Genomic DNA, 23,079 nt, shown 5'->3' with positions numbered 1-23,079 from the left:
CCTTTTTAACGCGCCTCGACGCGCCTCGACACGCCGACACTGCATACCGGGTATTGCCATCCGGTGCATACCGCGTATGGTGTCGCTGACGCCTACTTATCGGGGGAGGTCAGCTGTGTCGGCTGTCCTGGAGATCGAAGGTCTCCGCAAGACGTACCGGAGCCGGAAGCGCGGGGTCCGCCACGCGCTCGACGGTTTCGACATGCGAGTGGAAGCCGGCCAGGTGCACGGCTTCCTCGGCCCGAACGGGTCGGGCAAGACCACCACGTTGCGTACGCTGCTCGGCCTGATCAAGCCGAACGGCGGCCGGATGGCGATCCTCGGTCAGGAGCTGCCGCACGCGCTGCCGGCCGTCGCCGGGCAGGTCGGCGCCATCGTGGAGAGTCCGCAGTTCTTCCCGCACTTCAGCGCGCGGGACACGCTGGGCCTGCTCGCCCAGGCGGGTGAGCTGCCCAAGCAGCGCGTGGACGAGGTGCTGGAGCTGGTCGGGCTGCGCGACCGGGCGGGTGAGCGGGTCAAGACCTACTCGCTCGGCATGAAGCAGCGCCTCGCGGTCGCCTCCGCGCTGCTCAAGAACCCCAAGCTGCTGATCCTCGACGAGCCGGCGAACGGGCTCGACCCGGGCGGCATCCGGGAGATGCGCGGCCTGATGCGGGAGCTGTCCGAGGCCGGTATGACGGTGGTGCTCTCCAGCCACATCCTGGGCGAGATCCAACTCATCTGCGACTCGGTCACCATCATCTCGCTCGGCCGCCGGGTCGCGTTCGGACCGGTCGACCAGGTGCTCGCGGCCCACTCCCAGGGCGCCGTGCGGGTACGCCTGGAGGCGGTCGACGACCTGCCCCAGGCCGCCGACGCGCTCAGCCGTGCCGGGGTCGGCGTGACCGCCGAGCCGGACCACCTGATGCTGTCCGGTGTGGACAAGCCGGCCACCGTCAGCCGCCTGCTCGCCGAGCAGGGCCTGTACGTCAGCGAGCTCACCCCGGTCGCCGTCGACCTGGAGAGCGTCTTCCTCGAACTGACCGCCACCGCGCCGGTCCCCGGCCAGCACCGTCAGGTCGATCAGTCCGCCAAGGTCGACCAGACCGGCACCGCAGGAGGTTGGGGCGCATGAGCCTGTTCGTCACCGAGCTGCGCCGGCTCGGCAAGCGCCGGCTGACCCGGCTGATGCTCGTGCTCCTGGTGCTCGGCCTGGCCACCGTCGCGACCGCGTTCAGTTTCTCCAGCGAGAAGCTCTCGCCCGTGGTGGTGGCCGAGGCCGAGGCCAAGGCGAACAACGACTACCAGTCCGCGATGACGGACTGGAAGCGTAACGTCGCGGAGTGCGAGGCGGTCCAGGCGCGCGGCGAGAAGACCGAGGAGCGGTACGGCCCGAACTGCGGCAAGGACTACCAGCCGCAGCCCGACATGTTCGAGGCGAAGTGGTACCTGCCGTACCAGTTCGACTTCCGGGCCGAGTTCCCCATGTTCATCGCCGTGTTCGCCGCCTCCGTGGCGCTGTTCGGCTTCATCGTCGGCGCCTCCTTCGTGGGCGCCGAGTGGAACACCGGCGGGATGATGAACCTGCTGTTGTGGCGACCGAAGCGGCTGACCGTGCTGGGCACGAAGCTGGCCGCCCTGCTGACCACGGTGTTCGGCCTGACCGTGGTGCTCGGCGCGCTCTGGACGGCGGCGTTCTGGCTGATCGCCGGCCAGCGGGGCAGTACCGCGAAGATGACCGCCGGGGTGTGGCAGTCGATCGGGCTGGACGGGCTGCGCGCGCTGGGCATGACGCTCCTCGTGGCGGCGGTCGGGTTCGCGCTGGCCTCGCTGGGCCGGCACACGGCGATGGCGCTCGGCGCGGCGGTGGGCATCTTCGCGGTGAGTGAGATCGGCATCCGGATCGCGGTCGCCGTGCTCGGGGTGCAGTTCGGCGACCGGTACGTGCTCTCCACGTACGCCCAGTCGTGGTTCCTGAAGCAGGCGGAACTGTTCGACTACGACACCTGTCAGTTCTCCCAGGGCGCCTGCGAGCCGGCCACGTACGTGGTCACCTGGCAGCAGTCGGCTGTGGTGTTCGGCGTGGCCCTGGTGGGCGCGGTCGTGGCCGCGTTCTGGACGATGCGGCGGCGGGACATCGCCTGACCTGGTCCGCGCCGCCGGCTCCCCCCGGCGGCGCGGACCCCGCGTCCGATGCGGCCGGGGGCGGCCCTGGTTACGCTGGGGCTCCCCCGGCCGGCGCGCTCCGCGTGCCGGTCACCCGCCGTCGGAGAGGAGCGCCATGTCCGCCGACGCCTCGCAGCGGGCCGCCGTCGACCCGTCCGGCCCGGCAGCGGGTACGCGCCACGCGGGCGGGACGGTTCCGCCACCGCGCACCGCTCCGCCCGTCGAGTCCACCGCACCGTCGGAGTCCGTCCGGCCCGGGTCGCCGCCCGTCGAGTCCACCGCGCCGGTCGAGCAGCCCGGTCCGGAAGCGGCGGATACGGGCGCCGCGGGCACGACGCCGGCCGGCCTCACCGAGCGGGAGCAGCGGATCCTCGCCTTCGAGGCGCAGTGGTGGAAGCACGCCGGAGCCAAGGAACAGGCCATCCGGGACACGTTCGGGCTCTCCGCGACCCGCTACTACCAGCTGCTCAACGCGCTGCTCGACCACCCGGCCGCGCTCGCCGCCGATCCGGTGCTGATCGGCCGGCTGCGCCGGCTGCGCTCGTCGCGGGCCCGCAACCGGCGGCGCTGACCCGCCTCACTTCTCGTACGTGCGCAGCCCGTTGCCGATGGCGAAGAACGTCGGCGCCCACTCGCCGATGAAGATGCCCCAGCGGTCCGCCCGCGCCACTCCGGCGCGCTCCATGTGCTTGGAGAGGAACCAACTGGTGACCGAGAGGCCGATGCTGACGAACCCGGCGAGGTATGCGTGCTCCGCCCGGATGCCGCCCTCGTGCAACCGCTCCAACATCTCGAATCCCCCTGTCACCGAGACCGACCCGGTCGCGTCCGACGCTACCGAAAGCGCGGGAGTGATGACGCAGGGTTACCGCGATCGGGCCGGTGGCGGATGACCTGGCGCGGGCCGGGTAGGCGGCCGGCGACGACGAACGGAGGCGACGATGGGAGCACCGGACCGCCGGTACGCGATCGGCAGCAGGCCGGCCCGCCCGGCCGGGGAGGCGCCGGTGATGCGGGTGCGTTCCGCCTCCGACCCGGCGCCGGGCCGCCCGGAGAACGAGGACGTGGTCTTCCGGATCGGCCCGCTCGTCGGCGTCCTCGACGGGGCCACCGTGCCGGAGGGCTTCGACACCGGATGCGTGCACGGTCCCGCCTGGTACGTCCGGCACCTGGCCGCCCGGATCGGCCTGGCGATCGCGGCCCGGCCCGCCGCCACGCTGATGAGCAGCCTCGCGGCGGCGATCCTCGCGGTCCGGGCCGACCACGGCGGGACGTGCGACCTGGACCATCCCGGCACCCCCTCGTCCACCGTCTGCCTGCTGCGGGAAAGCGGCGACCGGGTCGACTACCTGGTGCTCTGCGACAGCCCGCTGGTGCTCGACACCGACCGCGGGATCGAGGTGGTCACCGACGACCGGCTCGCGGACGCGGTGGCCGACCTGCGTCGCAGCGCCGCCGCGCTGCCCGACGGCGAGACCGACCCGGCGACCCGGTTCCGGCGGGCGACGACGGTGCAGCGGACCCGGATGAACCGCACCCACGGCTACTGGACGGCGGCGAGCGACCCGGACGCGGCGTACCACGCGCTGACCGGCACGCTTCCGCTGCGCGGTCCGGGTGCGCTGCGCCGGGCCGCGCTGCTCAGCGACGGCGCCTCCTGCGCGGTCGACCAGTTCGGCCTGTTCGACTGGGCCGGGCTGCTGGAGGTGCTGACCGTGGCGGGCCCGGAAGGGCTGATCGATCGGGTCCGCGCGGCCGAGCGGGACCACCCGGAGCGGCTGCGGCGGCGCAAGCGCACCGACGACGCCTCGGTGGTGCTGTGCGAGTTCGCTCCTCCGGCGTGAGCACGCTCACGCCGGAACACCCGGTCGGATGACAACGCAGCGTGAGGCGGAACACCCCGGGGGTACGACCGGCCGAGGCGGTCGGCCATAGCGGCAATCCGGGCCCAAAGGGGTGGACGGCCCGGACAGGTAGCGGCAGACTGCGCCTCGTGACGGGTGCGGTACGGCTGGAGCCGGTGGACGAGCGGAACCTGGAACCGTTGCTCTCCGTAGCGGCGGCGGAGGCGGAACCGGAGGACGTGATGCCTCCGGTGCAGGCGCCCGCGGGCTGGTCGCTCGCCCGCCGGGACGCGTTCCGGGAGTTCCACCGGGCGAACCTCGGCGGACTCGACGGCCCGACCCGCACCGCCATGTACGCGATCGTCTCCGGCGGCGAGGTCGTCGGCATGATCCGGATGACCCGCCGGGACGAGCCCGGCACTGTGGAGACGGGCATGTGGCTGGGCCGCTCCGCCCGGGGCCGAGGTCTCGGCGCCGCCGCGCTGCGGCAGCTGCTGCACACCGCCGCGGCGGCCGGGATGCACACAGTGGTCGCGGACACCACGCCGGACAACGCGGGCGCTCTCTCCGTTCTTCGTAAATGCGGTGCGGAATTGCGCGAGGAGGGCGGAGAAGTGCACGCCCGAATGTGCCTCGACTCGGCGCTGCCGATCCGCTGAAACCCGTTCTTGCAGCTCCCTGACGCTTGACGTGAAGTTTCGGCCGCCTTTTCCGTTCCCCTGAGGAAATGTTTTCCCAACGGGGTGACGGGTAGTTCGCGCCCCGGGGAGTGCGGAGGAGAGCGGATGAAAAGCGGAGCACGGGTGGCGCTGGCGGTGGGCTTCGGCTACCTGCTGGGTCGCCGGAGGAAGATGCGTACCGCGTTGACGCTCGCCGCGGCGGTCGCCGCCGGGCGAGCCAGCCAGCGTCCCGGCGGCATCAAGCGGCTCGGCGCGGATCTGATGGGCGCCAGTCCGCAGCTGCGCAACCTCGGCGGGCTGGCGCCGCCGCTGGTGGCGGCCGGGCGGGCCGCGGCGACCGCCGCCGCCGGCAGCGGCATCGACGCGATCGGCGGCCGGCTGCGCGACGGGGCCGACGCGCTGCGCCGCCGGAGCGGCCCGGGCCGGCCGGACGCCGAGCGTTCCGCGCCGGACGAGGAACCGGAGCTGGACGAGCAGCCCGAGGCGCCGGACCGACAGCAGCGGGGGCGGTGACGATGGCGACGACCGATCTGACCGGCCGGGTACGCGACGAGATCGGCGGCGAGCTGCGCAACCTCGCCTCGGCGCTCGGTGAACGGGCCGTCCAGGCGATCAGCGACCGGGTCACCGCCGCGACCGGACGACTCAGCGAGTACGCGCAGCAGGGCGGCGACCCCGGCCTGGTCGCCGCCGCCACCGGCGCGCGGAAGCTCGCCGAGGGCAGCTCCCCGGTGAAGGCCATGTTCCATGCCGGCGTGGCCGGCGGTAGGGAGAAGCTGATGGCGGCGTTCGGCCGCAAGGGCGGCGGCGACGGCGGCCGGAAGCTCAAGGTCACCAACATCGTCGAGACCATCGAGGTCGGCGTACCGGTCCGGGTCGCCTACAACCAGTGGACGACGTTCGGCGACTTCCCGAGCTTCATGAAGAAGGTCGAACAGGCCGACTGCGACGACGAGAAGATGACCTGGAAGGCGCAGGTGCTCTGGTCGCACCGGACCTGGGAGTCGACGATCGTGCGGCAGATCCCGGACCGGCTCATCCACTGGCGGTCCACCGGCGAGAAGGGCTCGGTCGACGGCAGCGTCAGCTTCCACGAGGTCGCCCCGGAGCTGACCCGGATCCTGGTCGTGCTGCAGTACCACCCGCAGGGCTTCTTCGAGCACACCGGCAACCTGTGGCGGGCCCAGGGCCGCCGGGTCCGGCTGGAGCTGAAGCACTTCGTCCGGCACGTGATGACCCGGACCGTGCTCGACCCGGACGCGGTCGAGGGCTGGCGCGGCGAGATCGAGGACTCCCAGGTCGTCAAGGACCACGAGACCGCGCTCCGGGAGGAGCGGGGAGAGACCGGGCCGGCCGACGACGAGTACGCCGCCTACGACGAGGGCAACGACTTCGCCGACGACGAGTACGCCGACGAGCCGGTCCTCACGGCGCCGGAGCGTGCCCGCCGCCGCGACGAGCGCTGACCGGTCAGGACCGGCCGGCGGCGTACGACTCCAGGTGCGCGAGCTGCACCGGGTCCAGCGACGGCCGGACACGGTCCCGGGCCGCGCCGACGTGCGCGGCAGTCACGGTGCTCGCGTTGAGCGACTCCCGCATGGCGGCGAGCGCCGCCTCCCGTACCAGCGCGGCGCAGTCGGCGGCGGAGAAGCCGTCCAGCTCGGCGCCGAGCGCGTCGAGGTCGACGTCCGGCGCGAGCGGTACGCCCCGGGCGGCGGCGCGGAGGATCTCCGCGCGGGCCGGCCCGTCCGGCGGCGGCACGTAGACCAGACGTTCCAGCCGGCCGGGACGCAGCAGCGCCGGGTCGACCAGCTCCGGCCGGTTCGTCGCGCCGACCACCACCACGTTGCGCAGCGCCTCCACCCCGTCCAGCTCGGTGAGCAGCGCCGCCACCACCCGGTCGGTGGTGCCGCCGTCGCTGGCCTGCCCGCGTACCGGGGCCAGCGCGTCCACCTCGTCCAGGAACACCAGCGTGGGCGCGGCCTGGCGGGCCCGGCGGAACAGCTCCCGCACCGCCCGCTCGCTCTCACCCACCCACTTGGAGAGCAGCTCCGCGCCCTTCACCGACAACACGTTCGCCCGCCCGGACCCGGCCAGCGCGGTGACCAGGTAGGTCTTGCCGCAGCCGGGCGGCCCGTAGAGCAGCACCCCGCGCGGCGGCGTCACGCCCAGCCGGGCGAACGTGTCCGGGTAGGTGAGCGGCCAGAGCACCGACTCGGTGAGCGTCTGCTTGACGTCGTGCAGTCCGCCCACGTCGTCGAGCGTCACCGACGCCAGCTCCAGCGTGGACGCGGACATCGTCGTCGGCCGGACCACCTCCAGCGCCTCGGTGAAGTCCGTCATCGCCACCGTCGGCGTCTCCGCCGTCTTCTGCCGCAGCGCCGCGCGTACCCCGGCCTCGCGGACGAGCGCCGCCAGGTCCGCCGCGACGAACCCGGGGGTACGGCCGGCCACCTCGTCCAGCCGTACGTCGCCGGCCAGCGGCACCTGCCGGGTGAGCACTGTCAGCTGTTCCCGGCGCAGCGCCGCGTCGGGCAGCGGCACGGTGATCCGCAGCGCCAGCAGATCCGGGCCGCGCAGTCCCGGGTCCACCGCCTCCGGTCGCCCGCTGGTGCAGACCACCGCCACGCCGGCCCGCAGCGCCTCGGCGACCACCTGGCGGAACACGGTGGCCAGCGGACCCGGCTCGTCGGCCGGGGCGATCGCCTCCACGTCGGTGACCAGCAGCACGGCCGGTCCGCCGGCGCGTACCGCCGACGCCGCCTCGCGGAGCCTGCGGGCCGCCGCGTCGTTCGTGAGCGCGGCCAGCTCCGGCGCCCAGAGCGGGCGCAGACCCGCGCCGACCCGGGCCGCGACGGCGCGCACGAGCGCTGACTTGCCTGAGCCCGCCGGTCCCTCCACCAGCACGCCGAGCGAGACGGTGGTGCCGAGCCGGCCCAGCACCTCACGGTGGTGGAAGCCCAGGTCCAGCAGCTCGGTCAGCTCCTCGGCCTGGGCGCGCAGGCCGGGCAGCTCGTCGACGTCCGGGGCGTCCTCCGGGCCGAGCAGGCCCTCGGCCCGTTCCGTCCCGGCCGGCGCGGCCGAGGGGGCGGAGACGGGCGCGCCCGGGGACACCGGGCCGGAGCCCCGGGTGGCCGGACCGTGCTCCCAGCCCACCACCGTGTCCATGGTGACGAGCGCGCCGGCCGCCGGCTCGACGGACACGACGTTGAGCAGCGTGCTGGTCCAGGCGTACCCGACGGAGCTGGCGAGACTGCGCCGCGCGGCCTCGATCAGGCCGCGCACGGCGGCGTCCGGGAGCACGTCCTGCGGCAGCAGCGAGACGTCGTCGCCGGGCGTGACGACCTTGCCGAGCAGCGCGAGCCGCAGCATCTCCGGCGGGACCGCGGCGACCACCGCGGCCGGGCCGGCCAGCGTGAGCCGGCGCGCCGGGGTGGCCGGCAGCGGGCTCACCGTCACCTGGCCGCCGGCCCGCAGCCCCAGGTTGCCGAGCAGCAGGTCGTCGGCGTGCAGCAGGACGCCGCTGGTGCCCGGGTCGGCGGCGGCCGCGATGCCGGCGGTCGTCCGGCGGCCGGTCAGCCGCACCGGATCGCCGGGGCGCAGCGCCAGCGCGGTGAGCACCTCGGGGTGCAGGCGTACCACGCCGCGGCGGGCGTCGAGCGCGGCCGGCCGCAGCGTCGCGGTCAGGGTCAGATCGGGTTCCGCCACCCGCCGACAGTAGCCGCCGTGACCACGAGGTGCCGCCTCAGCGCGGGTCCGGGCCGTCCAGCAGCGAGGGATCCCGCCGGATCATCTCCGCCAGCCGGGCCGCCGGGTCCGACTCGACCGAGTCCTGCCCGGGGGCGGGCACCGTCTTCACCGACATGGGCCACGCCGGCGGGGGCGTCGGCGCCGAGGCCGGGCCCACCGTGACCGCGGGGCCCGACCAGGAGACCCGCAGCGGGTACGCCTGGTCGCCCACTTCCACCCGCAGCGTGACGGCGACCCCGGGGTGGTCGGCCACGACCCGCCGGACCGCGTCGGCGACCTCCTCGACCGGGTCACGCCGCGCCGGCGCCGCGCCGCCCCGCAGCCGGTACGCGCCGTGGCCCGCCCGCCCGTTGCCCGGCTCGGCCGGCAGTTCCTCCGGGACCACGTCCTGGTCGGTCCCGCCGGCCGGTTCGCCGGGCGCCCGGCGGCGCATCGCCTCCTCGCGCCGCGCCATCCGGGCCAGTGTCTCGTCCAGATCACCTCTCATGGCGTCCACCCCTTCGCCAGACAACGGATCGAAACGACTGTCGGTGTTCAGCCCGCCCGTGGCTGCGGGGCGGGCCCGTCGCCGCGCCGCCCCGAACGGGTCGCCCGGTCCAGCGCCCGGTCCAGGACGACCAGCAGGGCGTCCCGGACGGAGAGCCGGTCCCGGGCGTCGAACTGCACGAGCGGCACGTGCTCCGCGATCGCCAGCGCCCAGCGGATCGACGGCAGGTCGAGGGCCAGCCGCCCGTCGAAGGCGTTGACGCCGACGGCGAACGGCAGCCCGGAACGTTCGAAGAAGTCGATGGCCGGATAGCAGTCGTCGAGGCGGGCGCTGTCCACCACCACGAGCGCGCCGAGCGCCCCCCGGGCCAGGTCGTCCCACATGAAACCGAACCGCGCCTGACCGGGCGTACCGAAGAGGTAGAGCTTGAGGCTGCGGTCGATGGTGACGCAGCCGAAGTCCATGGCGACGGTCGTGGTGGTCTTCCCGGCGACGCCGCCCGGGTCGTCGATGCCGATCCCGACGGTGGTCATCTCGGCCTCGGTGGTCAGCGGCGCGATCTCCGAGATCGCCCCGACCGTGGTGGTCTTGCCGACCCCGAACCCGCCGGCGATCAGGATCTTGACCGGGATCGGCGGGCGGGGCGCCGGGACCCGGCTCACGATCGGGGCCGGTTCCTGGGGCGGCACCCCGGGCGGCAGGTACGGCAGCGGCGGGGTGGGCGGTGGCGGTGTGGCGCGGCCGATCAGCGGGGCCGGTCCGCCGTAGCGGCTCGGGGCGCTGTTCGCGGACGGCCCGCCCAGGGCCGCCGCCGGCCATTCAGGAGATCGCACGAAGTCCATCAATCACTCGCAGGATGATGTCGGGATCGAGGGCGTCGTCGCCGTCCGCGACGTGCACGTCGAGATGGCCGGCGGCGCGGAGGTCGCCGACGAGTACCCGGGTCACACCGAAGTGCATCCGGGTCCGGGCGGAGATCTCCGCCACCGAGACGGGCTCGGCGCAGATCGCGACGATCGCCGCCAGTTCCGGGGACAGCCGGGCCGTCACCGCCCACGAGGTGCTGCCCGGACGAGCGGTGACCTGGGTCTCCAGACCGATCGCCGGGTCGCCGTCCACTCGTCCGGCGGTCAGCACGAACGGGCGCGGGCCGGTCGGCTCCCCGTCGCCCGCGTCCGGCTCCGGAACCGGAACGGACGCGTGCAGGAAGGGGCGGACCCGGATGCCGGGTTCCGGCTCCGGGTCCGCGCCGGCGGCCCCCGGGATCATTGCTGAACGGCGTTCTTCAGCTCGGCGATCAGGCGGGGACTCAGGGCGCCGCCGGCCCGGCCGGCGAAGAGCGTCATCTCGTACGCCACGGTGCCCAGGTTGGCCGTCCGGTCGGCGACGACGCCGAGGACCGAACCACTGCTGATCGCGCTGATCAGCAGGTAACCCTCGGCCATGTCGACGATCACCCGGTTGAGCGCGCCCAGCGCGTACCAGCTCGCGGCGCCTCCGGCGAGGCTGGTCATGCCGGAGACCACGGCGGCGAGCCGTTCCGCGTTGGACCGGTCCTTGATGGCGGACATGGCCATCAGCAGCCCGTCCGAGGAGACCGCGATCGCCTCCATCACCCCGGCGGTGCTGGAGGTGAACGAGTCGAGCAGCCAGTTGAAGGTGCGCGCCTCGGGGCTGAGGTCGCCGGCGGCGCTCTGTTCGATGTTGTCGTGCAAGAAGGGGCTGGTCACCGTGATGGGTCCTCTTCGTAATGACGGTCTGGGCTGACTTCGCGCAGAGCGCGGGCGACGCCCGCCTCGAATTCGTTGACGAGATTGCGGACCTCGACGGGGTCGCCGGGGTCGGAGCTGGCCGGGGGCGTGGACTGGACCGGGGTGTCGGCCAGGTTCGCGCCCGGCACCCGCCGGCTCAGCCGGGGACGCTCCGTTGCGGGCGGGACGAGGGTGGTGTGGCCCTCGGCCCGGCGTACGCCGTCCTGGAACGCCTCGACCAGGGCCCGGACGGAGGCCGGATCGGCCGGTACGCCGACCAGCGGCCCGCCGGTCGCCGGGGCGGCCGGGGTGGTGGGCGCGGGGGCCGGGAGGTTCGCGCCGGGCACCCGCTGCCGGATCGGCGACCGCGTGCCGGGCCGTCCGGTGGGCGGGCCGACCGGTTCCGGCCCGGCCGGGACCGACGGGCGACCACCGGCGGGGGGCGCCGTGCGGGCCGGACCGACCGGCGGGGCCGACGCCGGTCCGGCGGTCGGTACGGGCGCGGACCCGACGGTCGGCGTGCGCGCCGGCCGGACAGCCGGTGGCGACGACGGCCCGACGGCCAGGCCGGCCCCGGCGGCCGGTGCGAGGGCCGGGCCGGCGGGCGGCGTCAGGGCCGGACCCGCCGGTGGGGTCAGGGCTGGGCCGGCCGGCGCGGTGCGGGTCGGGCCGGTCGTCGGCCCGGCGGCCGGGGGAGCGACCGGGACCGGGCCGACGACCGGTGTCGGCGGGGAGGTACGGCCGGGGTGCGCCACCGGCCCGGCCGGCCGGGTGGCGGGCGCACCTGCGGCCGGCGGCCAGGCGGGCGGCGCGCCGGCGGTGGGCAGGCCCGGATCCTCGGCCGGCTCCGGAGCGTCGTCCCGCTTGCCGAAGGCGTTCCACGGGTCGCCGCTGGACATGCTGCGGGTGGCCCGGCTCAGCAGCTCCGCGTCGAAGCCGGCGGGCGGTTCGACCGCTGCCGTCCCGTGCTCGTGCCCGCCGGGCGGCACAGCGGCCAGCGTGGCGGTGGCGAAGACCGGCTCGGGGCGGCGGACCACGAGCGAGTCGGCCGGGACCTCCAGGGTGGCGGTGACTCCGCCCCCGGGGGTCGGCGTCAGCCGGACGTGCCAGCCGTGCCGCCGGGCCAGCCGGCCGACGACGAAGAGGCCGAGCACCTCGGTCGGGGCGAGGTCGAGCCGCTCCCGGCGGTCGAACCGCGCGTTCTCCTCGGCCATCCGCTCCTCGGTCAGGCCGATGCCGTGGTCGACCACCACGAGCCGGGCGCCGCCGTCGGTCAGCTCGCCGGTCACCACCACGCGGGTGTGCGGCGCCGAGAAGGAGGTGGCGTTCTCCATCAGCTCGGCCAGTGTCAGCACCAGGTCGCCGACGATCGCCGGCGCCGCCGCGACGCCGGGCGGCACCTCCACGTCGACGCGGGTGTAGTCCTCGATCTCGCCGAGCGCGAGCCGGACCACGTCGGCCAGCGGGACCGGCGCCACGTGGCCGTCCGAGCCGGTGGCGCCGGAGAGCACCACCAGGCTGCCCGCGTTGCGGCGCAGACGGCTGGAGATGTGGTCCAGCCGGTACAGGTGCTCCAGCCGGCCCGGGTCCGTCTCCTGCCGCTCCAGCCGGTCGATGAGCGCGATCTGGCGGCCGACCAGGTTCTGGGTACGCCGTCCGACGTGGCCGAACATCTGCGCCACGTTGCGGCGTCCGGCCACCTGCCGCTCGACCAGCCGGGCGGCGGTGTGCTGCACCCGGTCGAACGCGCGGGCCAGCTCACCGATCTCGTCCCGGGCGCTCACCTCCACCGGGTCGAGGCGTACCGGGGGCACGCTCTCGGACTCGTCGTCGGCGACCCGGGTCAGCTCCGCCTCGGCGACCCGGGCGACCCGCTCGGCGGAGCGGGTGAGCCGGCTCAGCGGGCGGGCGACGGTACGGGCCACCGTCATGCTCAGCAGCACCACGACCAGCAGGATGACGCCCGCCGCCACGGTGACCAGCCAGGCCGCGGTCAGAGCCTCCCGCTCCCGGGCGCGGGTCTCCGCGATGACGTCCGCGACGACCTTCTTCTCGACGAACTGGCCCAGCGTGATCATCGACCGGGACGCGGGGAAGAGCACGTCCAGCGAGACCGGCGCGATCGCCGCGTCGGGGTCCCGGAGGCTGTCCACCAGGAACGTCGGGCTGGTCCGCGCGGCCACCGCCGCGTCGTCCAGCTCGGCCACCTTGAGCTGCTCCGGCGTGATCAGCCGGCGGAAGCGCCGGTTGTCGACGTTGAGCGCCGCCATGCACGCCACGAACGACCGCGACATCCGCGGGTCGCCGGTCGCCTTGACCAGCACGATCTGGGTGGTGCAGGAGCTGAGCGCCTCGTCGACGCGCAGCAACGCGTCCAGGGCGAGCACCTGCCGCCCGGCGGCGGTGTCCGTGTCCACCTGGTACGGCAGTCGCAGCGCGTCGATCAGGGCGGTGTCGACCTCGCTGAACGCGGTCAGGATCTGGTCCGGCCTGGCCCGGCCGGCGAGCGTGGCGGTGCGGACGTCGTCCAGCTTGCGTACCCCGTCGAGGCTCTCGCGGACCGTCGCCGGCAGCGTCTCGGCGCGCAGATCGGCGACCCGGTCGTCGACGGTGGCCGACTTCTGGATCAGCTCGGTGCGGGACACCCGTCCGAGCAGCAGCCCGACCGAGAGCAGGCGTTCCTGCTGGAGATCCTGGACCAGGCTGCCGACCCGGCTGGCGATGCGGACCGTCTCGGCGGTGTCGGCGGCCCGCTGCGCGGCGGCCACCCGGTCGATGACCACCGGAACGGCCAGCCCGACCATGCTGAGCAGCGGGATGATCACCAGCAGGGCGAGCTTGCCCCGGATCCGTAACCTAGCGAGCAGCATCGAACGGCCTCCACCGGTCGGCGTCGCCGCCCCGGCCGACGGCGACCGGCTGGCGGTCACCCTCGGACACGGTGATCGGCGGGTCCCCGTGGACCGCCGGTGGCGGTCCGGCCTCGGCCGGCGTGCGGCGCGCCGGGGGAGGGCCGGCCGCCCGCGCCCGCCGTAGCGCGGCGAGGTGCAGCGCGGCGATCCCGGCGAGCAGCGCGACAGCGGTGCCGGCCGCGGCCCGGCCCAGCAGGCGGTCCCGGTCGATCGCGTCCAGCCGTTCCTTCAGCAGCGCGTCGAGCTGGTCGAGGATGACCGTCCGGAGCTGCTTGGCGGCGTTCTGCGCGGTGATGCCGGCCTGGGTGAGCTGGTCGGTGCTCGGCGCGGACCGCCCGCCGCCGGGCGCCGAGTACACCGAGAACGTCTCCAGCGAGCGCTGGTAGGTGTCCAGCGGGGTGAGCACGTTGGCGCCCAGGTCGGTGCTCTCCGAGCTGTCGACGGCGGAGCGCAGGTCGGCGACGAGGTCGGTGGCCGGGCCGAGCGCGGCGACGCGCAGCTCGGCCAGTTCCGCGCCGGTCCGCGCGCGCTCGGCGGCGGGGCGCTTGGCCGCCAGCCGGGCCAGGTCGACGAGCCGCCCGGCCAGCACGGTCGCGGTGGGCAGGTCACCGCCGATGCCGTCCTGGAGGAAGAACGAGTCCGAGCGCGGGTCGCGGATCAGCCCGGAGCTCTCCCGCACCTTGCGGTAGAGGGCCAGGAGCAGGTCGGACGCCTCGCCGTAGGCCCGGAAGGCCGCCTCGGGGTCGCCGAGCCCGCGGTCCGGCAGCGACTCGAGCTTCGCCCGCAGCCCGGCCCAGCGCTCGTGGGTGCGCAACTCGTCGCCGACGGCGCTGTCCACCTCGGCGACGCCCTCGATCGCGGCGGTGAGCGCGCCCCGGGAGACGGCTCCCTCGGCGACCGCTATCGCCTGGGCCTCCACCAGCGCGTCGGTGATCGGGCCGAGGGCGCGCAGGTAGCGCACACCGAGCCGTTCCCGGCTCGCCAGGTCGTGGTCGTCCGCGGCGCTGCTCTCGGACTGGGCGAAGATGAACCCGAGCGGTACGAGCAGCGCCAGCACCAGCAGCAGGGGAAGCGCGCGGCCCGGTACGGCGGGCCGCCGACGGACCCGCGGCGCGGGGACTGTCATGGTGTGTCTCCTCCGGCGACGGCGGGGCGTTCGGTGCCCCGGGAGGTCGCCGTACGCAGTCCCGTGCACCGGACCGGAAAAGTAGCCGAACCGGACGTCTGTGCAACCTCGGCCGATGAGTCGGCTTCACGTCAGTCCATTCTGGGCGACGCTGAGTGAGCTTCGACGTCACTCAGCGTCCGATCATGTTGCCGAGAAGTGACATCGACGATGGTTTGCGCGTGTAGATGTGAATTCACATGATCCGAACATGTGCCGCTGGGATGCTCTGGACCTTTGGCGGACGACGGTGGGCGAACGACGAACGGCGCAACCGGACGGACGTACGGCGGATCTCAGCGAATGCACAGCGATCGGCCCGTACCGTGTGCCGCATGAGATCACCAGTCGCGCGGATCCGGCGCGCCCTGGCCGGACGCCCACGCCGGATCGTCGCCGTCGTGGCGGTGGTAGTCCTCGTCGCCGCCGCGCTCGTCTGGGTGGCCCGGCCGCAGAGCCCGGACTTCCGCACCGAGTCGGCGCTGGTGACGGTCCGCTCCGGGCCCTCCGGTGACGAGCCGGTCGAGCTGGACACCACGCTCTACCTGCCGGATCGCGCGTCGGAAGCGAACCGCGTGCCGGCGGTGCTGCTGGCGCACGGGTTCGGTGGCACCAAGGACTCGGTCCGCTCCGACGCCGAGGACCTGGCCGCCCGGGGGTACGCGGTGCTCACCTGGACCGCCCGCGGCTTCGGGCGCAGCGGCGGCCAGATCCACCTGGACAGCCCCGACTACGAGGTGCGGGACGCCCAGCGCCTGCTCGACCGGCTCGCGGCCCGGCCGGACATCCGCCTCGACTCGCCGGGCGACCCCCGCGTCGGCGTGGTCGGCGGCTCCTACGGCGGCGGCCTGGCCCTGCTGCTGGCCGCGCAGGACCAGCGGGTCGACGCGATCGTCCCGATGATCACCTGGAACGACCTGTCCCGCGCGTTCCTGCCGGAGAGCACCGGCCGGCAGCCCACCGACGGCGTGTTCAAGAAGGGCTGGGCGGGGATCTTCTTCGGTGGCGGCGGGAACGCCGGCTCCGGTCCGGCCGGGCTCTCCGGGGCCACCGCCGCCGCGCCGGAGGGCGCGCCCGAGTCGGCCGGACCGCCGAGTCCGCAGCCGGGCGCCGGTCCCGGTACCGGCTCCGGTCGTGCGCCGGCCGGCGCCGCCGACCCGTCCTGCGGGCGCTTCGCCGCCGACGTCTGCGCCGCGTACCTGCGTATCGCGACCACGGGCCGGGCCGACGCGGCGGCGGTCGAGCTGCTGCGCCGGTCGTCGCCGGCCGGCGTGCTGGACCGGATCAAGTCCCCGACGCTGCTGGTCCAGGGCGAGGCGGACACGCTCTTCCCGCTGGCCGAGGCGGACGCCAACGCCCGGGGCATCGCCGCCGCCGGCACGCCGGTGCGGGTCGCCTGGTTCACCGGCGGCCACGACGGCGGCTCCGGACCCACCTCCGACTCCGACCGGGTGAAGTTCCTGACCGCGCAGTGGCTCGACCACTACGTCAAGGGGGACGGGGCGGCGCCCGGCGACACGTTCACGTTCTCCCGCATCGCCGGGTTCGACGCGCTCGACCGGGGCCTGGTCGCCACCGGCTTCCGTACCGCCGACTATCCGGGCCTGGCCGGGGAGGACCGCCGCGAGGTCACGCTCGCCGGTCCGCCCCAGCCGGTCGCCGTACCGCCCAACGGCAACCCGGCGGCGATCTCCTCGGTGCCGTTCGCCGGCGCGCTCGGCTCGCTGCTGGACGGCGTGGCCGGTGACATCCCCGGCCAGCACGCCCGCTTCGAGTCCGCGCCGCTGGACGAGCCGGTCGACGTGGTGGGCGCGCCCACCGTGCGGATCCGGGCCGCCTCCCCGACCGGCGAGGCGGTGCTGTTCGTGAAGCTCTACGACGTCGACCCGCAGGGGGCGGCCACGCTGCCGTCCGGCCTGGTCGCGCCGGTGCGCCTGACCGGCCTGCCCAGCTCCGTCGACGCGGCCACGCCGGTCACCGTCACGCTGCCGGGGATCGTCCGGCGGGTCGAGGCCGGGCACCGGCTGCGGCTCGTGGTGGCGACGTCGGACCAGGCGTACGCCTCGCCGGCCGAGCCGGCCGTCCACACGGTGGCGCTGGCCGACGGGCCGCTGACGCTGCCCACCGTCGAGGCCACGCCCATCCCCACCACGGCAGTGGTGTGGCGCTGGGCGCTGGCCGGGCTGCTCGCCGCAATCGTGCTCGGGCTCGTCGTGGTCGTGCTGCTCACCCGCCGCCGGCACCGCCGCCAGGACAACTCCGTGCACCCGGAGTACGCGGGCGTCCCGCTCGCCGTGCGCAACCTGCGCAAGGAGTACGCGGACGGCTTCGTCGCGGTCTCCGACGTCGACTTCGAGGTGCACCCCGGGCAGGTGGTCGGCCTGCTCGGCCCCAACGGCGCGGGCAAGACCACCACGCTGCGGGTGCTGATGGGGCTGACCCAGCCCACCGCCGGGGAGATCTACGTCTTCGGGCACCGGCTGGTGCCCGGCTCGCCGGTGCTGTCCCGGATCGGCGCGCTGGTCGAGGGGCCGGGCTTCCTGCCGCACCTGTCCGGCCTGGACAACCTCAAGGCGTACTGGCGGGCGACCGGGCGGCCGTGGGAGGACGCGCACTTCGACGAGGCGCTGGAGATCGCCGGCCTGGGCGACTCGGTGCACCGGCGGACGAGGAAGTACAGCCACGGCATGCGGCAGCGGCTGGCCATCGCCCAGGCCATGCTCGGCCTGCCCGAGCTGCTGGTGCTGGACGAGCCGACGGACGGGCTGGACCCGCCGCAGATCGCCGAGATGCGCCGGGTGCTCCAGCGCTACGCCACCGACGGCCGGGCGGTGCTGGTCTCCAGCCACCTGCTGGCCGAGGTGGAGCAGACCTGCACGCACGCCGTGGTGGTGAACAAGGGCCGGATCGTCGCCTCGGGTCCGGTCGAGGAGATCGTCGGCGAGTCGCCGAGCGTGCTGTTCGAGGTGAGCGACCCGGACGCGGCGCGTACGGTGCTCGACCGGCTCGACGGCGTACGGGTGCTGCCCGACGCCGAGGGCGCGCTGGTGGTCGACACCAACGGCACCGCGCGCAGCGAGGTGGTGGCCGAGCTGGTCCGGGCCGGTATCGGAGTGGACCGGGTGGTGCCCCGGCGCCGCCTGGAGGACGCGTTCCTCGCCCTGGTCGGCGAGAACTCTCGGGGAAGCGGGGACCGGTGATGGCGGGTTCGTCTGTGGCATCGTCGCCTGGTGGCGGCACGTCCGGGCCCGGCGCGGGCGGTGCGGCGGCCGGTTACCGGCCCTCGGCCACGCTTCCGTTCGCCGCGGAGTTCCGGCGGCAGGCGTCGCGCCGGCGTACCCAGCTCGCGCTGGGGTTCATGGTGCTGCTGCCGCTGATCATCCTGGTGGCGTTCCAGTTCGACTCCGGGGACGACGACCGCGGCGGGCGGGGCGAGTTCTCCAGCCTGGCCGACCTGGCCACCTCGGGCGGGCTCAATTTCACCCTGTTCTCGATCCTGGTCTCCGCGTCGTTCCTGCTGGTCGTGGTGGTGGCGTTGTTCTGCGGCGACACGGTGGCCAGCGAGGCGAGCTGGGGCAGCCTGCGCTACCTGCTGGCGGTGCCGGTGCCCCGGGCCCGGCTGCTCGCGGTGAAGCTGGTCGTCGCGCTCGCGTACTCCGGGCTGGCGCTGCTGTTGCTCGCGGGCACCGCGCTGCTGGTCGGCACGCTGCGGTACGGCTGGAAGCCGTTGAGCAGCCAGGTCTCGGCCGAGCTGGCCCCGGCCGACGGCTTGCTGCGGCTGCTCGGGGTGCTCGGGTACCTGGCGGTGGTGCTGCTGGTGGTGGCCGGGCTGGCGTTCCTGCTGTCGGTGACCACCGATGCCGCGCTCGGCGCGGTCGGTGGCGCGGTGCTGCTCTGGATCCTGTCCAGCATCCTGGATCAGATCACCGCGCTGGGCGGGCTGCGGAACCTGCTGCCCACCCACTACAGCAGCGCCTGGCTGGGGCTGCTGTCCACGCCGATGCAGACCGACGACGTGGTCAAGGGCGCGTTCTCGGCAATCGTCTACGCCACGTTGTTCTGGAGCCTGGCCTTCTGGCGTTTCACCCGCAAGGACGTCACCAGCTGAGGTGACTGTCGGGGGTACCCGCATTGGCGCGTCCGCCCATATCATGGGAGCGTTCCCATGCAATTGTCCCGCCTGCAAAGAAATTGATTAACATCGATACGTGCAATCGCCATCCTGGAGCGGTCAAACACCCGCCCCAGGAGGTCACACATGATTCCGACCCAGCTCAGCGGCCCTGTCCTGTCCCTGTTCCGCGCTGTTGTGGGGCTGCTGTTCCTATGCCACGGCGCGGCGTCGATATTCGGCGTCCTCGGCGGTAACCGAGGCTCCGGCGAGGCCGTCCCGTTCGCCACCTGGCCCGGTTGGTGGGCGGCGCTGATCCAGCTCGTCTGCGGCGTGCTGGTCCTCGTCGGCCTGCTCACCCGTCCGGCCGCGCTGCTCGCCTCCGGCTCGATGGCGTACGCGTACTTCACTGTGCACCAGCCGCAGAACCTGCTGCCGCTGCAGAACGGCGGCGAACTGGCGGCGCTCTTCTGCTGGTCGTTCCTGCTGGTCGCCGTGCTCGGCCCGGGCAGCTGGGCGCTGGACGCGCTGCTCGCCCGCCGCCGCGCCGCCCCGGCCGAGCCCGCCACCGCGTCGCCCGCCTCGGTTCCGGTCTGATCCGCCGCCCGGCGAGATCGCGGTACGGGAGGGCGCTTCCGTGCCGCGATCTGAGTCAGAGCGGGTTGACCGGCGAGGTCGAGGGGGCCGGTGGATCGGAGCGCGGGGGCGTCTGCGTCGCCGGGTCGGCGTCGCGGCGCTTCCAGGCGCTGACGCCGAGCCGGCCGGTGTTCCCGAGGTCGATCGGCCCGTCCAGCTCGACCGGGTTCGCCGGCCGGCCGGTCGACGGGGCGACGTCGAGTTCGGCGCCCGCGGTGGCCACCACGGTCGGGTCGGTGACGAGGTTGCGCCAGATCAGCGCCGCGCCGGCCCGTTCGCCCGGCGCCAGCACGATCCGGGTGGGCGGGTGGTCGAAGCCGGCGGTGATCGGCGCGGCGCCCGGGATGATCCGTACCGTTATCGCGTCCCCGTCGGCGTCCCGGAGCGCGACCGCCGGATAGCCACGCAGCTCGTACGGGCGGTCGCCGCAGTTGACCAGGTCCAGGCCCATCGCCCGCAGCCCCATCGCCGCGCTCACCCCGAGCCCGGTGATCCGGATGCCCTCCGGGGAGCACGTGGCGGCGGGCTCGGCGCCGGGCCGGGGTGGTGCCGACGGCGGCCCGTCGACCGGGGCCGGTGCCGGGGTGCAGCCGGCGAGCAGTGCCGCGCCGGCGAGGAGCCCGATCCGGGCAGTCGCCTTCCGCATCAGGCGATCATGTCATCCCGCCGGGAGTGGCGGGGGAGGCTGATCATTGCGGCCGGGCGGGCGCGGTGAGGACGGCGTCGAGCAGGCCCGGGTAGAGGCGGTCCAGCTCGTCGCGGCGCAGCCGCACGTACCGGGTGGTGCCCGCGATGCGGGTGCGGGTCAGCCCCGCCTCGCGCAGCACCTTCAGGTGGTGGCTGCGGGTGGCCTTGGAGACGCCGAACTCGAACGAGCCGCAGGCGTGCTCCCCGCCCGGCGCGAGCGCGCGCACGATCTGCAGCCGCACGTCGTCGGCCAGCGCCGCCAGCACGGCGGTGACCGGGACGTCGCGCAGCTCGGGTTCGTGCAGCTCCATGTGACTACGATAACCCATGTTCGACAATCGTCGAACAAGCTCCTAGAGTCGTGGCGTTTGGTTCGACGATACTCGAACATAGGAGCTGGGATGCGCTTCCGTTCCGCCGCCTTCCCGATCTTCGCAGTGCTCAGCTGGGGCGTCATGTTCCCCGTGCTGGCGAGCGCGCTGACCCGGGTGGACGCCCTCAACCTGACCACCGCCCGGTACGTCCTCGCCACCGCTGTGCTGGTCGCCCTGCTGCTGGCCCGCGAAGGGCTGGCCGCACTCGCCACGCGCGGGCGCGCGGCCGAGGTGTGGCTGCTCGGCGCACTCGGCTTCGCCGGCTTCAACACGCTGACGAACCTCGCCCTCGGCCATGCCACCCCGCAGCAGATCGCGCTGTTCGGCGCCACCGTGCCGCTGATCACCCAGCTGGTCCGCTGGGCGCGCGACGGCGTACGCCCCCGCCCGGCGCTGCTCGGACTGGCACTGGTGGCCCTGGTCGGCGTCGGCCTGGTGATCACCCGCGGCCGGCTGGACGGGCTCGGACAGTTCGGCGTCGGCGGGCTGCTCATGCTGGGCGCGGTGATCGGCTGGGCCTTCTACACGCACGGCGCGAGCCGGTTCCCCGAATGGTCGGCGCTGCGCTACACCACGCTGACCGCCGTCACGGGCATGCTCGCCATGCTCGCCGCCAGCGCCGTCGCCGACCTCACCGGGCTCCAGCACGCGCCGGCCGCCGCCGACCTCGTCGCGGTCGCCCCCCAACTGGCGTACGCGGTGCTGATCGCCGCCGTCCTCGCGGTGCTGGCCTGGAACACCGGTGTACGGCGACTCGGCCCGGCCGACGCCGCGCTGTTCATGAACCTGGTGCCGGTGGTCACGTTCGCGGTGCAGATCCTGCGCGGGTACCGGCCGGTCGCGATCGAGCTGGTGGGCGCCGGGCTGACCATCGCCGCCCTGGTGGCCGCGAACCTGGTCACCCGTACCCGCCCGGCAGCCGTGACCACGACGGCGCCGGAGCCGCTCGCGGTGGTGGACCGGCCCGCCGTGGTGGAGCCGGCCGCGGTGGTCGGACGCTGAGCCGGCCCACAGCGTGGGATCCCGGGGTGGCGCGGCCGTGAGCAGCGCATAGACTCGGCGGCACAACTGAATACCTCATCCAGAGGGGCTGAGGGATACGGCCCGACGACGCCCCGGCAACCACCCGCACGCTCGACGACGAGCGACAGCGGGCAGGTGCCAATTCCGTCCCCGCCGCACCCGGCGATGCGGGGAAAGATGAGAGGAAATCCTCGACATGACGTCGACGCTTCCCGCCGCCACCGGCATCGACACCACCCTCAGCCCGGCCCGCGCCCTGGTCTGCCGCGCCTGTTCGGCGCGCTACCCGCTGGCCGCCCAGCACGCCTGTTACGAGTGCTTCGGGCCGCTGGAGGTCGACTACGACACCGCCGCGCTCGCCACCGTCACCCGGGAGCAGATCGAGGCCGGTCCGGCGAACATCTGGCGGTACGCGGCGCTGCTGCCGGCCGGTCAGGACCCGGACACCCGGGTCACGCTCGACCCGGGGCTGACCCCGCTGGTCGCCGCCCCGAACCTCGCCGCCGAGCTGGGACTCACCGCGCCGCTGTGGGTCAAGGACGACAGCGCGAACCCCACCCACTCGTTCAAGGACCGGGTCGTCTCGGTGGCGCTGACCGCGGCCCGGCAGCTCGGCTTCACCCGCTACGCCTGCGCCTCCACCGGCAACCTCGCCAACTCCGTCGCCGCGCACGCGGCCCGGGCCGGCGTGCCGTCTGTCGTCTTCATCCCCGGCGACCTGGAGCAGGGCAAGGTCGTCACCACCGCTGTCTACGGCGGTGACCTGGTCGCCATCGACGGCTCGTACGACGACGTGAACCGGCTCTGCGGCGAACTGGTGGAGACCGACGAGTTCGAGGACACCGCGTTCGTCAACGTGAACGTGCGGCCCTACTACGCCGAGGGCTCCAAGACGCTCGGCTACGAGGTGGCCGAGCAGCTCGGCTGGCGGATCCCGGCCCAGGTGGTCATCCCGATGGCCAGTGGCGAGCTGCTCACCAAGATCGACAAGGCGTTCGCCGAGCTGGTCGAGATCGGCCTGGTCGAGGCGCCGGCCGGTGGCTGGAAGGTGTTCGGCGCGCAGTCGGCCGGCTGCAACCCGATCGCCACCGCGCTGCACGGCGACACCGACACGATCACGCCGGTCAAGCCGACCGGCATCGCCAAGTCACTGAACATCGGCGACCCCGCCGCCGGGCTGTACGCGCTGGAGGCGGTGCGCCGTACCGGCGGCTGGATGGACTACGCCGACGACGACGAGATCCGCGCCGGCATCCGGCTGCTCGCCCGTACCACCGGGGTGTTCGCCGAGACGGCGGGCGGCGTGACGGTCGCGGTGTTGCGCAAGCTGGTCGAGTCGGGCCGGCTCGACCCGTCCGCCGAGACGGTCGTGTTCAACACCGGCGAGGGCCTGAAGACGCTCGACGCGGTGGCCGCCCAGGTCGGGCCCACCCACCGCATCAAGCCGTCCCTGCGCGCCGCCCGGGACGCCGGCCTGCTGTCCTGACCCGGAGCCCGGCGCCTCGGCCGAGTGG

Annotated in this window: 22 protein-coding genes and 1 riboswitch; of the genes, 12 read left to right on the top strand and 10 right to left on the bottom strand. The window is 74.2% G+C overall.

What is annotated here, in order from left to right; genetic code table 11:
* The first annotated feature begins 115 nt into the window (after positions 1-115).
* From J3R08_RS28990 to J3R08_RS28980, 3 genes are all read left to right on the top strand, one after another.
* Complete coding sequence (locus tag J3R08_RS28990) at positions 116-1,114, top strand: ATP-binding cassette domain-containing protein (RefSeq protein ID WP_043327969.1); 999 nt, start codon at positions 116-118, stop codon at positions 1,112-1,114.
* Positions 1,111-2,124, top strand: a complete 1,014-nt coding sequence (locus tag J3R08_RS28985) for an ABC transporter permease subunit (protein WP_064446738.1) — start codon at positions 1,111-1,113, stop codon at positions 2,122-2,124. The genes J3R08_RS28990 and J3R08_RS28985 overlap by 4 nt, the downstream gene beginning before the upstream one ends.
* Before the next feature lie 136 nt (positions 2,125-2,260).
* Positions 2,261-2,716 (top strand): DUF3263 domain-containing protein, encoded by a 456-nt coding sequence (locus tag J3R08_RS28980; protein WP_064446737.1) that lies wholly within the window; start codon positions 2,261-2,263, stop codon positions 2,714-2,716.
* Between the two features lie 6 nt (positions 2,717-2,722).
* On the opposite strand, the gene J3R08_RS28975 is transcribed toward J3R08_RS28980, so the two are convergent.
* Positions 2,723-2,935, bottom strand: coding sequence for a hypothetical protein (locus J3R08_RS28975; RefSeq protein WP_013288875.1), 213 nt, complete (start codon positions 2,933-2,935; stop codon positions 2,723-2,725).
* A gap of 151 nt (positions 2,936-3,086) precedes the next feature.
* Here J3R08_RS28975 and J3R08_RS28970 point away from each other — a divergent pair, with 151 nt between their 5' ends.
* From J3R08_RS28970 to J3R08_RS28955, 4 genes are all read left to right on the top strand, one after another.
* Positions 3,087-3,989 carry a hypothetical protein gene (locus tag J3R08_RS28970; RefSeq protein ID WP_064446736.1) on the top strand — a complete coding sequence of 301 codons (903 nt, stop codon included), beginning with the start codon at positions 3,087-3,089 and terminating at the stop codon, positions 3,987-3,989.
* Positions 3,990-4,138: 149 nt separating this feature from the next.
* The gene (locus J3R08_RS28965; protein WP_043327973.1) at positions 4,139-4,648 is read left to right on the top strand and encodes a GNAT family N-acetyltransferase; all 510 of its coding nucleotides are present in this window, start codon (positions 4,139-4,141) and stop codon (positions 4,646-4,648) included.
* Positions 4,649-4,774: 126 nt separating this feature from the next.
* Positions 4,775-5,182: a hypothetical protein gene (locus tag J3R08_RS28960; protein WP_043327974.1), complete on the top strand. Its 408-nt coding sequence runs from the start codon at positions 4,775-4,777 to the stop codon at positions 5,180-5,182.
* 2 nt (positions 5,183-5,184) lie between these two features.
* Complete coding sequence (locus tag J3R08_RS28955; RefSeq protein WP_082930987.1) at positions 5,185-6,135, top strand: SRPBCC family protein; 951 nt, start codon at positions 5,185-5,187, stop codon at positions 6,133-6,135.
* 4 nt (positions 6,136-6,139) lie between these two features.
* Here the strand turns inward: J3R08_RS28955 and J3R08_RS28950 are convergent, their stop codons facing one another.
* From J3R08_RS28950 to J3R08_RS28920, 7 genes are read right to left on the bottom strand one after another with little or no spacing between them, the layout of a single operon-like run.
* A complete protein-coding gene (locus J3R08_RS28950; RefSeq protein WP_043327975.1) occupies positions 6,140-8,377 on the bottom strand; it encodes an AAA family ATPase in 2,238 nt (745 codons plus the stop codon).
* Between the two features lie 37 nt (positions 8,378-8,414).
* A complete protein-coding gene (locus J3R08_RS28945; protein WP_043330885.1) occupies positions 8,415-8,906 on the bottom strand; it encodes a hypothetical protein in 492 nt (163 codons plus the stop codon).
* A 47-nt stretch (positions 8,907-8,953) separates the two neighbouring features.
* Positions 8,954-9,748, bottom strand: a complete 795-nt coding sequence (locus tag J3R08_RS28940) for an ATP/GTP-binding protein (protein WP_176722823.1) — start codon at positions 9,746-9,748, stop codon at positions 8,954-8,956.
* Positions 9,726-10,175: a DUF742 domain-containing protein gene (locus J3R08_RS28935; protein WP_043327976.1), complete on the bottom strand. Its 450-nt coding sequence runs from the start codon at positions 10,173-10,175 to the stop codon at positions 9,726-9,728. Before J3R08_RS28935 ends, J3R08_RS28940 begins: the two co-directional genes overlap by 23 nt.
* Positions 10,172-10,636: a roadblock/LC7 domain-containing protein gene (locus J3R08_RS28930; RefSeq protein WP_043327977.1), complete on the bottom strand. Its 465-nt coding sequence runs from the start codon at positions 10,634-10,636 to the stop codon at positions 10,172-10,174. The genes J3R08_RS28935 and J3R08_RS28930 overlap by 4 nt, the downstream gene beginning before the upstream one ends.
* Positions 10,633-13,527, bottom strand: a complete 2,895-nt coding sequence (locus J3R08_RS28925; protein ID WP_064446853.1) for a nitrate- and nitrite sensing domain-containing protein — start codon at positions 13,525-13,527, stop codon at positions 10,633-10,635. The genes J3R08_RS28930 and J3R08_RS28925 overlap by 4 nt, the downstream gene beginning before the upstream one ends.
* A complete protein-coding gene (locus J3R08_RS28920) occupies positions 13,514-14,695 on the bottom strand; it encodes a hypothetical protein (RefSeq protein WP_064446735.1) in 1,182 nt (393 codons plus the stop codon). Before J3R08_RS28920 ends, J3R08_RS28925 begins: the two co-directional genes overlap by 14 nt.
* 374 nt (positions 14,696-15,069) lie before the next feature.
* Here J3R08_RS28920 and J3R08_RS28915 point away from each other — a divergent pair, with 374 nt between their 5' ends.
* The 3 genes from J3R08_RS28915 (at position 15,070) to J3R08_RS28905 (ending at position 19,442) form a co-directional block, all read left to right on the top strand.
* Positions 15,070-17,934, top strand: a complete 2,865-nt coding sequence (locus J3R08_RS28915; RefSeq protein ID WP_064446734.1) for an alpha/beta fold hydrolase — start codon at positions 15,070-15,072, stop codon at positions 17,932-17,934.
* Positions 17,934-18,842 (top strand): ABC transporter permease, encoded by a 909-nt coding sequence (locus tag J3R08_RS28910; protein WP_043327978.1) that lies wholly within the window; start codon positions 17,934-17,936, stop codon positions 18,840-18,842. The genes J3R08_RS28915 and J3R08_RS28910 overlap by 1 nt, the downstream gene beginning before the upstream one ends.
* Positions 18,843-18,992: 150 nt before the next feature.
* On the top strand, positions 18,993-19,442 hold the full coding sequence (locus J3R08_RS28905) for a DoxX family protein (RefSeq protein ID WP_064446733.1): 450 nt from the start codon (positions 18,993-18,995) through the stop codon (positions 19,440-19,442).
* Positions 19,443-19,497: 55 nt separating this feature from the next.
* On the opposite strand, the gene J3R08_RS28900 is transcribed toward J3R08_RS28905, so the two are convergent.
* Positions 19,498-20,127 carry a DUF4232 domain-containing protein gene (locus J3R08_RS28900; RefSeq protein WP_064446732.1) on the bottom strand — a complete coding sequence of 210 codons (630 nt, stop codon included), beginning with the start codon at positions 20,125-20,127 and terminating at the stop codon, positions 19,498-19,500.
* A 43-nt stretch (positions 20,128-20,170) separates the two neighbouring features.
* Positions 20,171-20,479, bottom strand: a complete 309-nt coding sequence (locus tag J3R08_RS28895) for a helix-turn-helix transcriptional regulator (RefSeq protein ID WP_043327981.1) — start codon at positions 20,477-20,479, stop codon at positions 20,171-20,173.
* Positions 20,480-20,569: 90 nt separating this feature from the next.
* Here J3R08_RS28895 and J3R08_RS28890 point away from each other — a divergent pair, with 90 nt between their 5' ends.
* Positions 20,570-21,544, top strand: a complete 975-nt coding sequence (locus J3R08_RS28890; RefSeq protein WP_051611342.1) for a DMT family transporter — start codon at positions 20,570-20,572, stop codon at positions 21,542-21,544.
* A 72-nt stretch (positions 21,545-21,616) separates the two neighbouring features.
* Positions 21,617-21,749: riboswitch (SAM riboswitch) on the top strand.
* A gap of 12 nt (positions 21,750-21,761) precedes the next feature.
* Positions 21,762-23,051: a threonine synthase gene (thrC, locus tag J3R08_RS28885; RefSeq protein WP_064446731.1), complete on the top strand. Its 1,290-nt coding sequence runs from the start codon at positions 21,762-21,764 to the stop codon at positions 23,049-23,051.
* Positions 23,052-23,079: the final 28 nt, after the last annotated feature.

It is taken from the genome of Micromonospora sp. HB375, assembly GCF_017872985.1.
GTDB classification, from domain to species: domain Bacteria; phylum Actinomycetota; class Actinomycetes; order Mycobacteriales; family Micromonosporaceae; genus Micromonospora; species Micromonospora chalcea.
Note: the sequence above shows the minus strand (reverse complement) of the source record. Positions and strands in the feature narration are given on the sequence as shown.

Coding starts and splice junctions, on each gene's coding strand:
- J3R08_RS28945 (WP_043330885.1), bottom strand. CDS start 8,906: ATGAGAGGTGATCTGGACGAGACACTGGCCCGGATGGCGCGGCGCGAG.
- J3R08_RS28920 (WP_064446735.1), bottom strand. CDS start 14,695: ATGACAGTCCCCGCGCCGCGGGTCCGTCGGCGGCCCGCCGTACCGGGC.
- J3R08_RS28955 (WP_082930987.1), top strand. CDS start 5,185: ATGGCGACGACCGATCTGACCGGCCGGGTACGCGACGAGATCGGCGGC.
- J3R08_RS28980 (WP_064446737.1), top strand. CDS start 2,261: ATGTCCGCCGACGCCTCGCAGCGGGCCGCCGTCGACCCGTCCGGCCCG.
- J3R08_RS28960 (WP_043327974.1), top strand. CDS start 4,775: ATGAAAAGCGGAGCACGGGTGGCGCTGGCGGTGGGCTTCGGCTACCTG.
- J3R08_RS28925 (WP_064446853.1), bottom strand. CDS start 13,527: ATGCTGCTCGCTAGGTTACGGATCCGGGGCAAGCTCGCCCTGCTGGTG.
- J3R08_RS28910 (WP_043327978.1), top strand. CDS start 17,934: ATGGCGGGTTCGTCTGTGGCATCGTCGCCTGGTGGCGGCACGTCCGGG.
- J3R08_RS28970 (WP_064446736.1), top strand. CDS start 3,087: ATGGGAGCACCGGACCGCCGGTACGCGATCGGCAGCAGGCCGGCCCGC.
- J3R08_RS28905 (WP_064446733.1), top strand. CDS start 18,993: ATGATTCCGACCCAGCTCAGCGGCCCTGTCCTGTCCCTGTTCCGCGCT.
- J3R08_RS28935 (WP_043327976.1), bottom strand. CDS start 10,175: ATGATCCCGGGGGCCGCCGGCGCGGACCCGGAGCCGGAACCCGGCATC.
- J3R08_RS28900 (WP_064446732.1), bottom strand. CDS start 20,127: ATGCGGAAGGCGACTGCCCGGATCGGGCTCCTCGCCGGCGCGGCACTG.
- J3R08_RS28890 (WP_051611342.1), top strand. CDS start 20,570: ATGCGCTTCCGTTCCGCCGCCTTCCCGATCTTCGCAGTGCTCAGCTGG.
- J3R08_RS28915 (WP_064446734.1), top strand. CDS start 15,070: ATGAGATCACCAGTCGCGCGGATCCGGCGCGCCCTGGCCGGACGCCCA.
- J3R08_RS28940 (WP_176722823.1), bottom strand. CDS start 9,748: ATGGACTTCGTGCGATCTCCTGAATGGCCGGCGGCGGCCCTGGGCGGG.
- thrC (WP_064446731.1), top strand. CDS start 21,762: ATGACGTCGACGCTTCCCGCCGCCACCGGCATCGACACCACCCTCAGC.
- J3R08_RS28985 (WP_064446738.1), top strand. CDS start 1,111: ATGAGCCTGTTCGTCACCGAGCTGCGCCGGCTCGGCAAGCGCCGGCTG.
- J3R08_RS28895 (WP_043327981.1), bottom strand. CDS start 20,479: ATGGAGCTGCACGAACCCGAGCTGCGCGACGTCCCGGTCACCGCCGTG.
- J3R08_RS28975 (WP_013288875.1), bottom strand. CDS start 2,935: ATGTTGGAGCGGTTGCACGAGGGCGGCATCCGGGCGGAGCACGCATAC.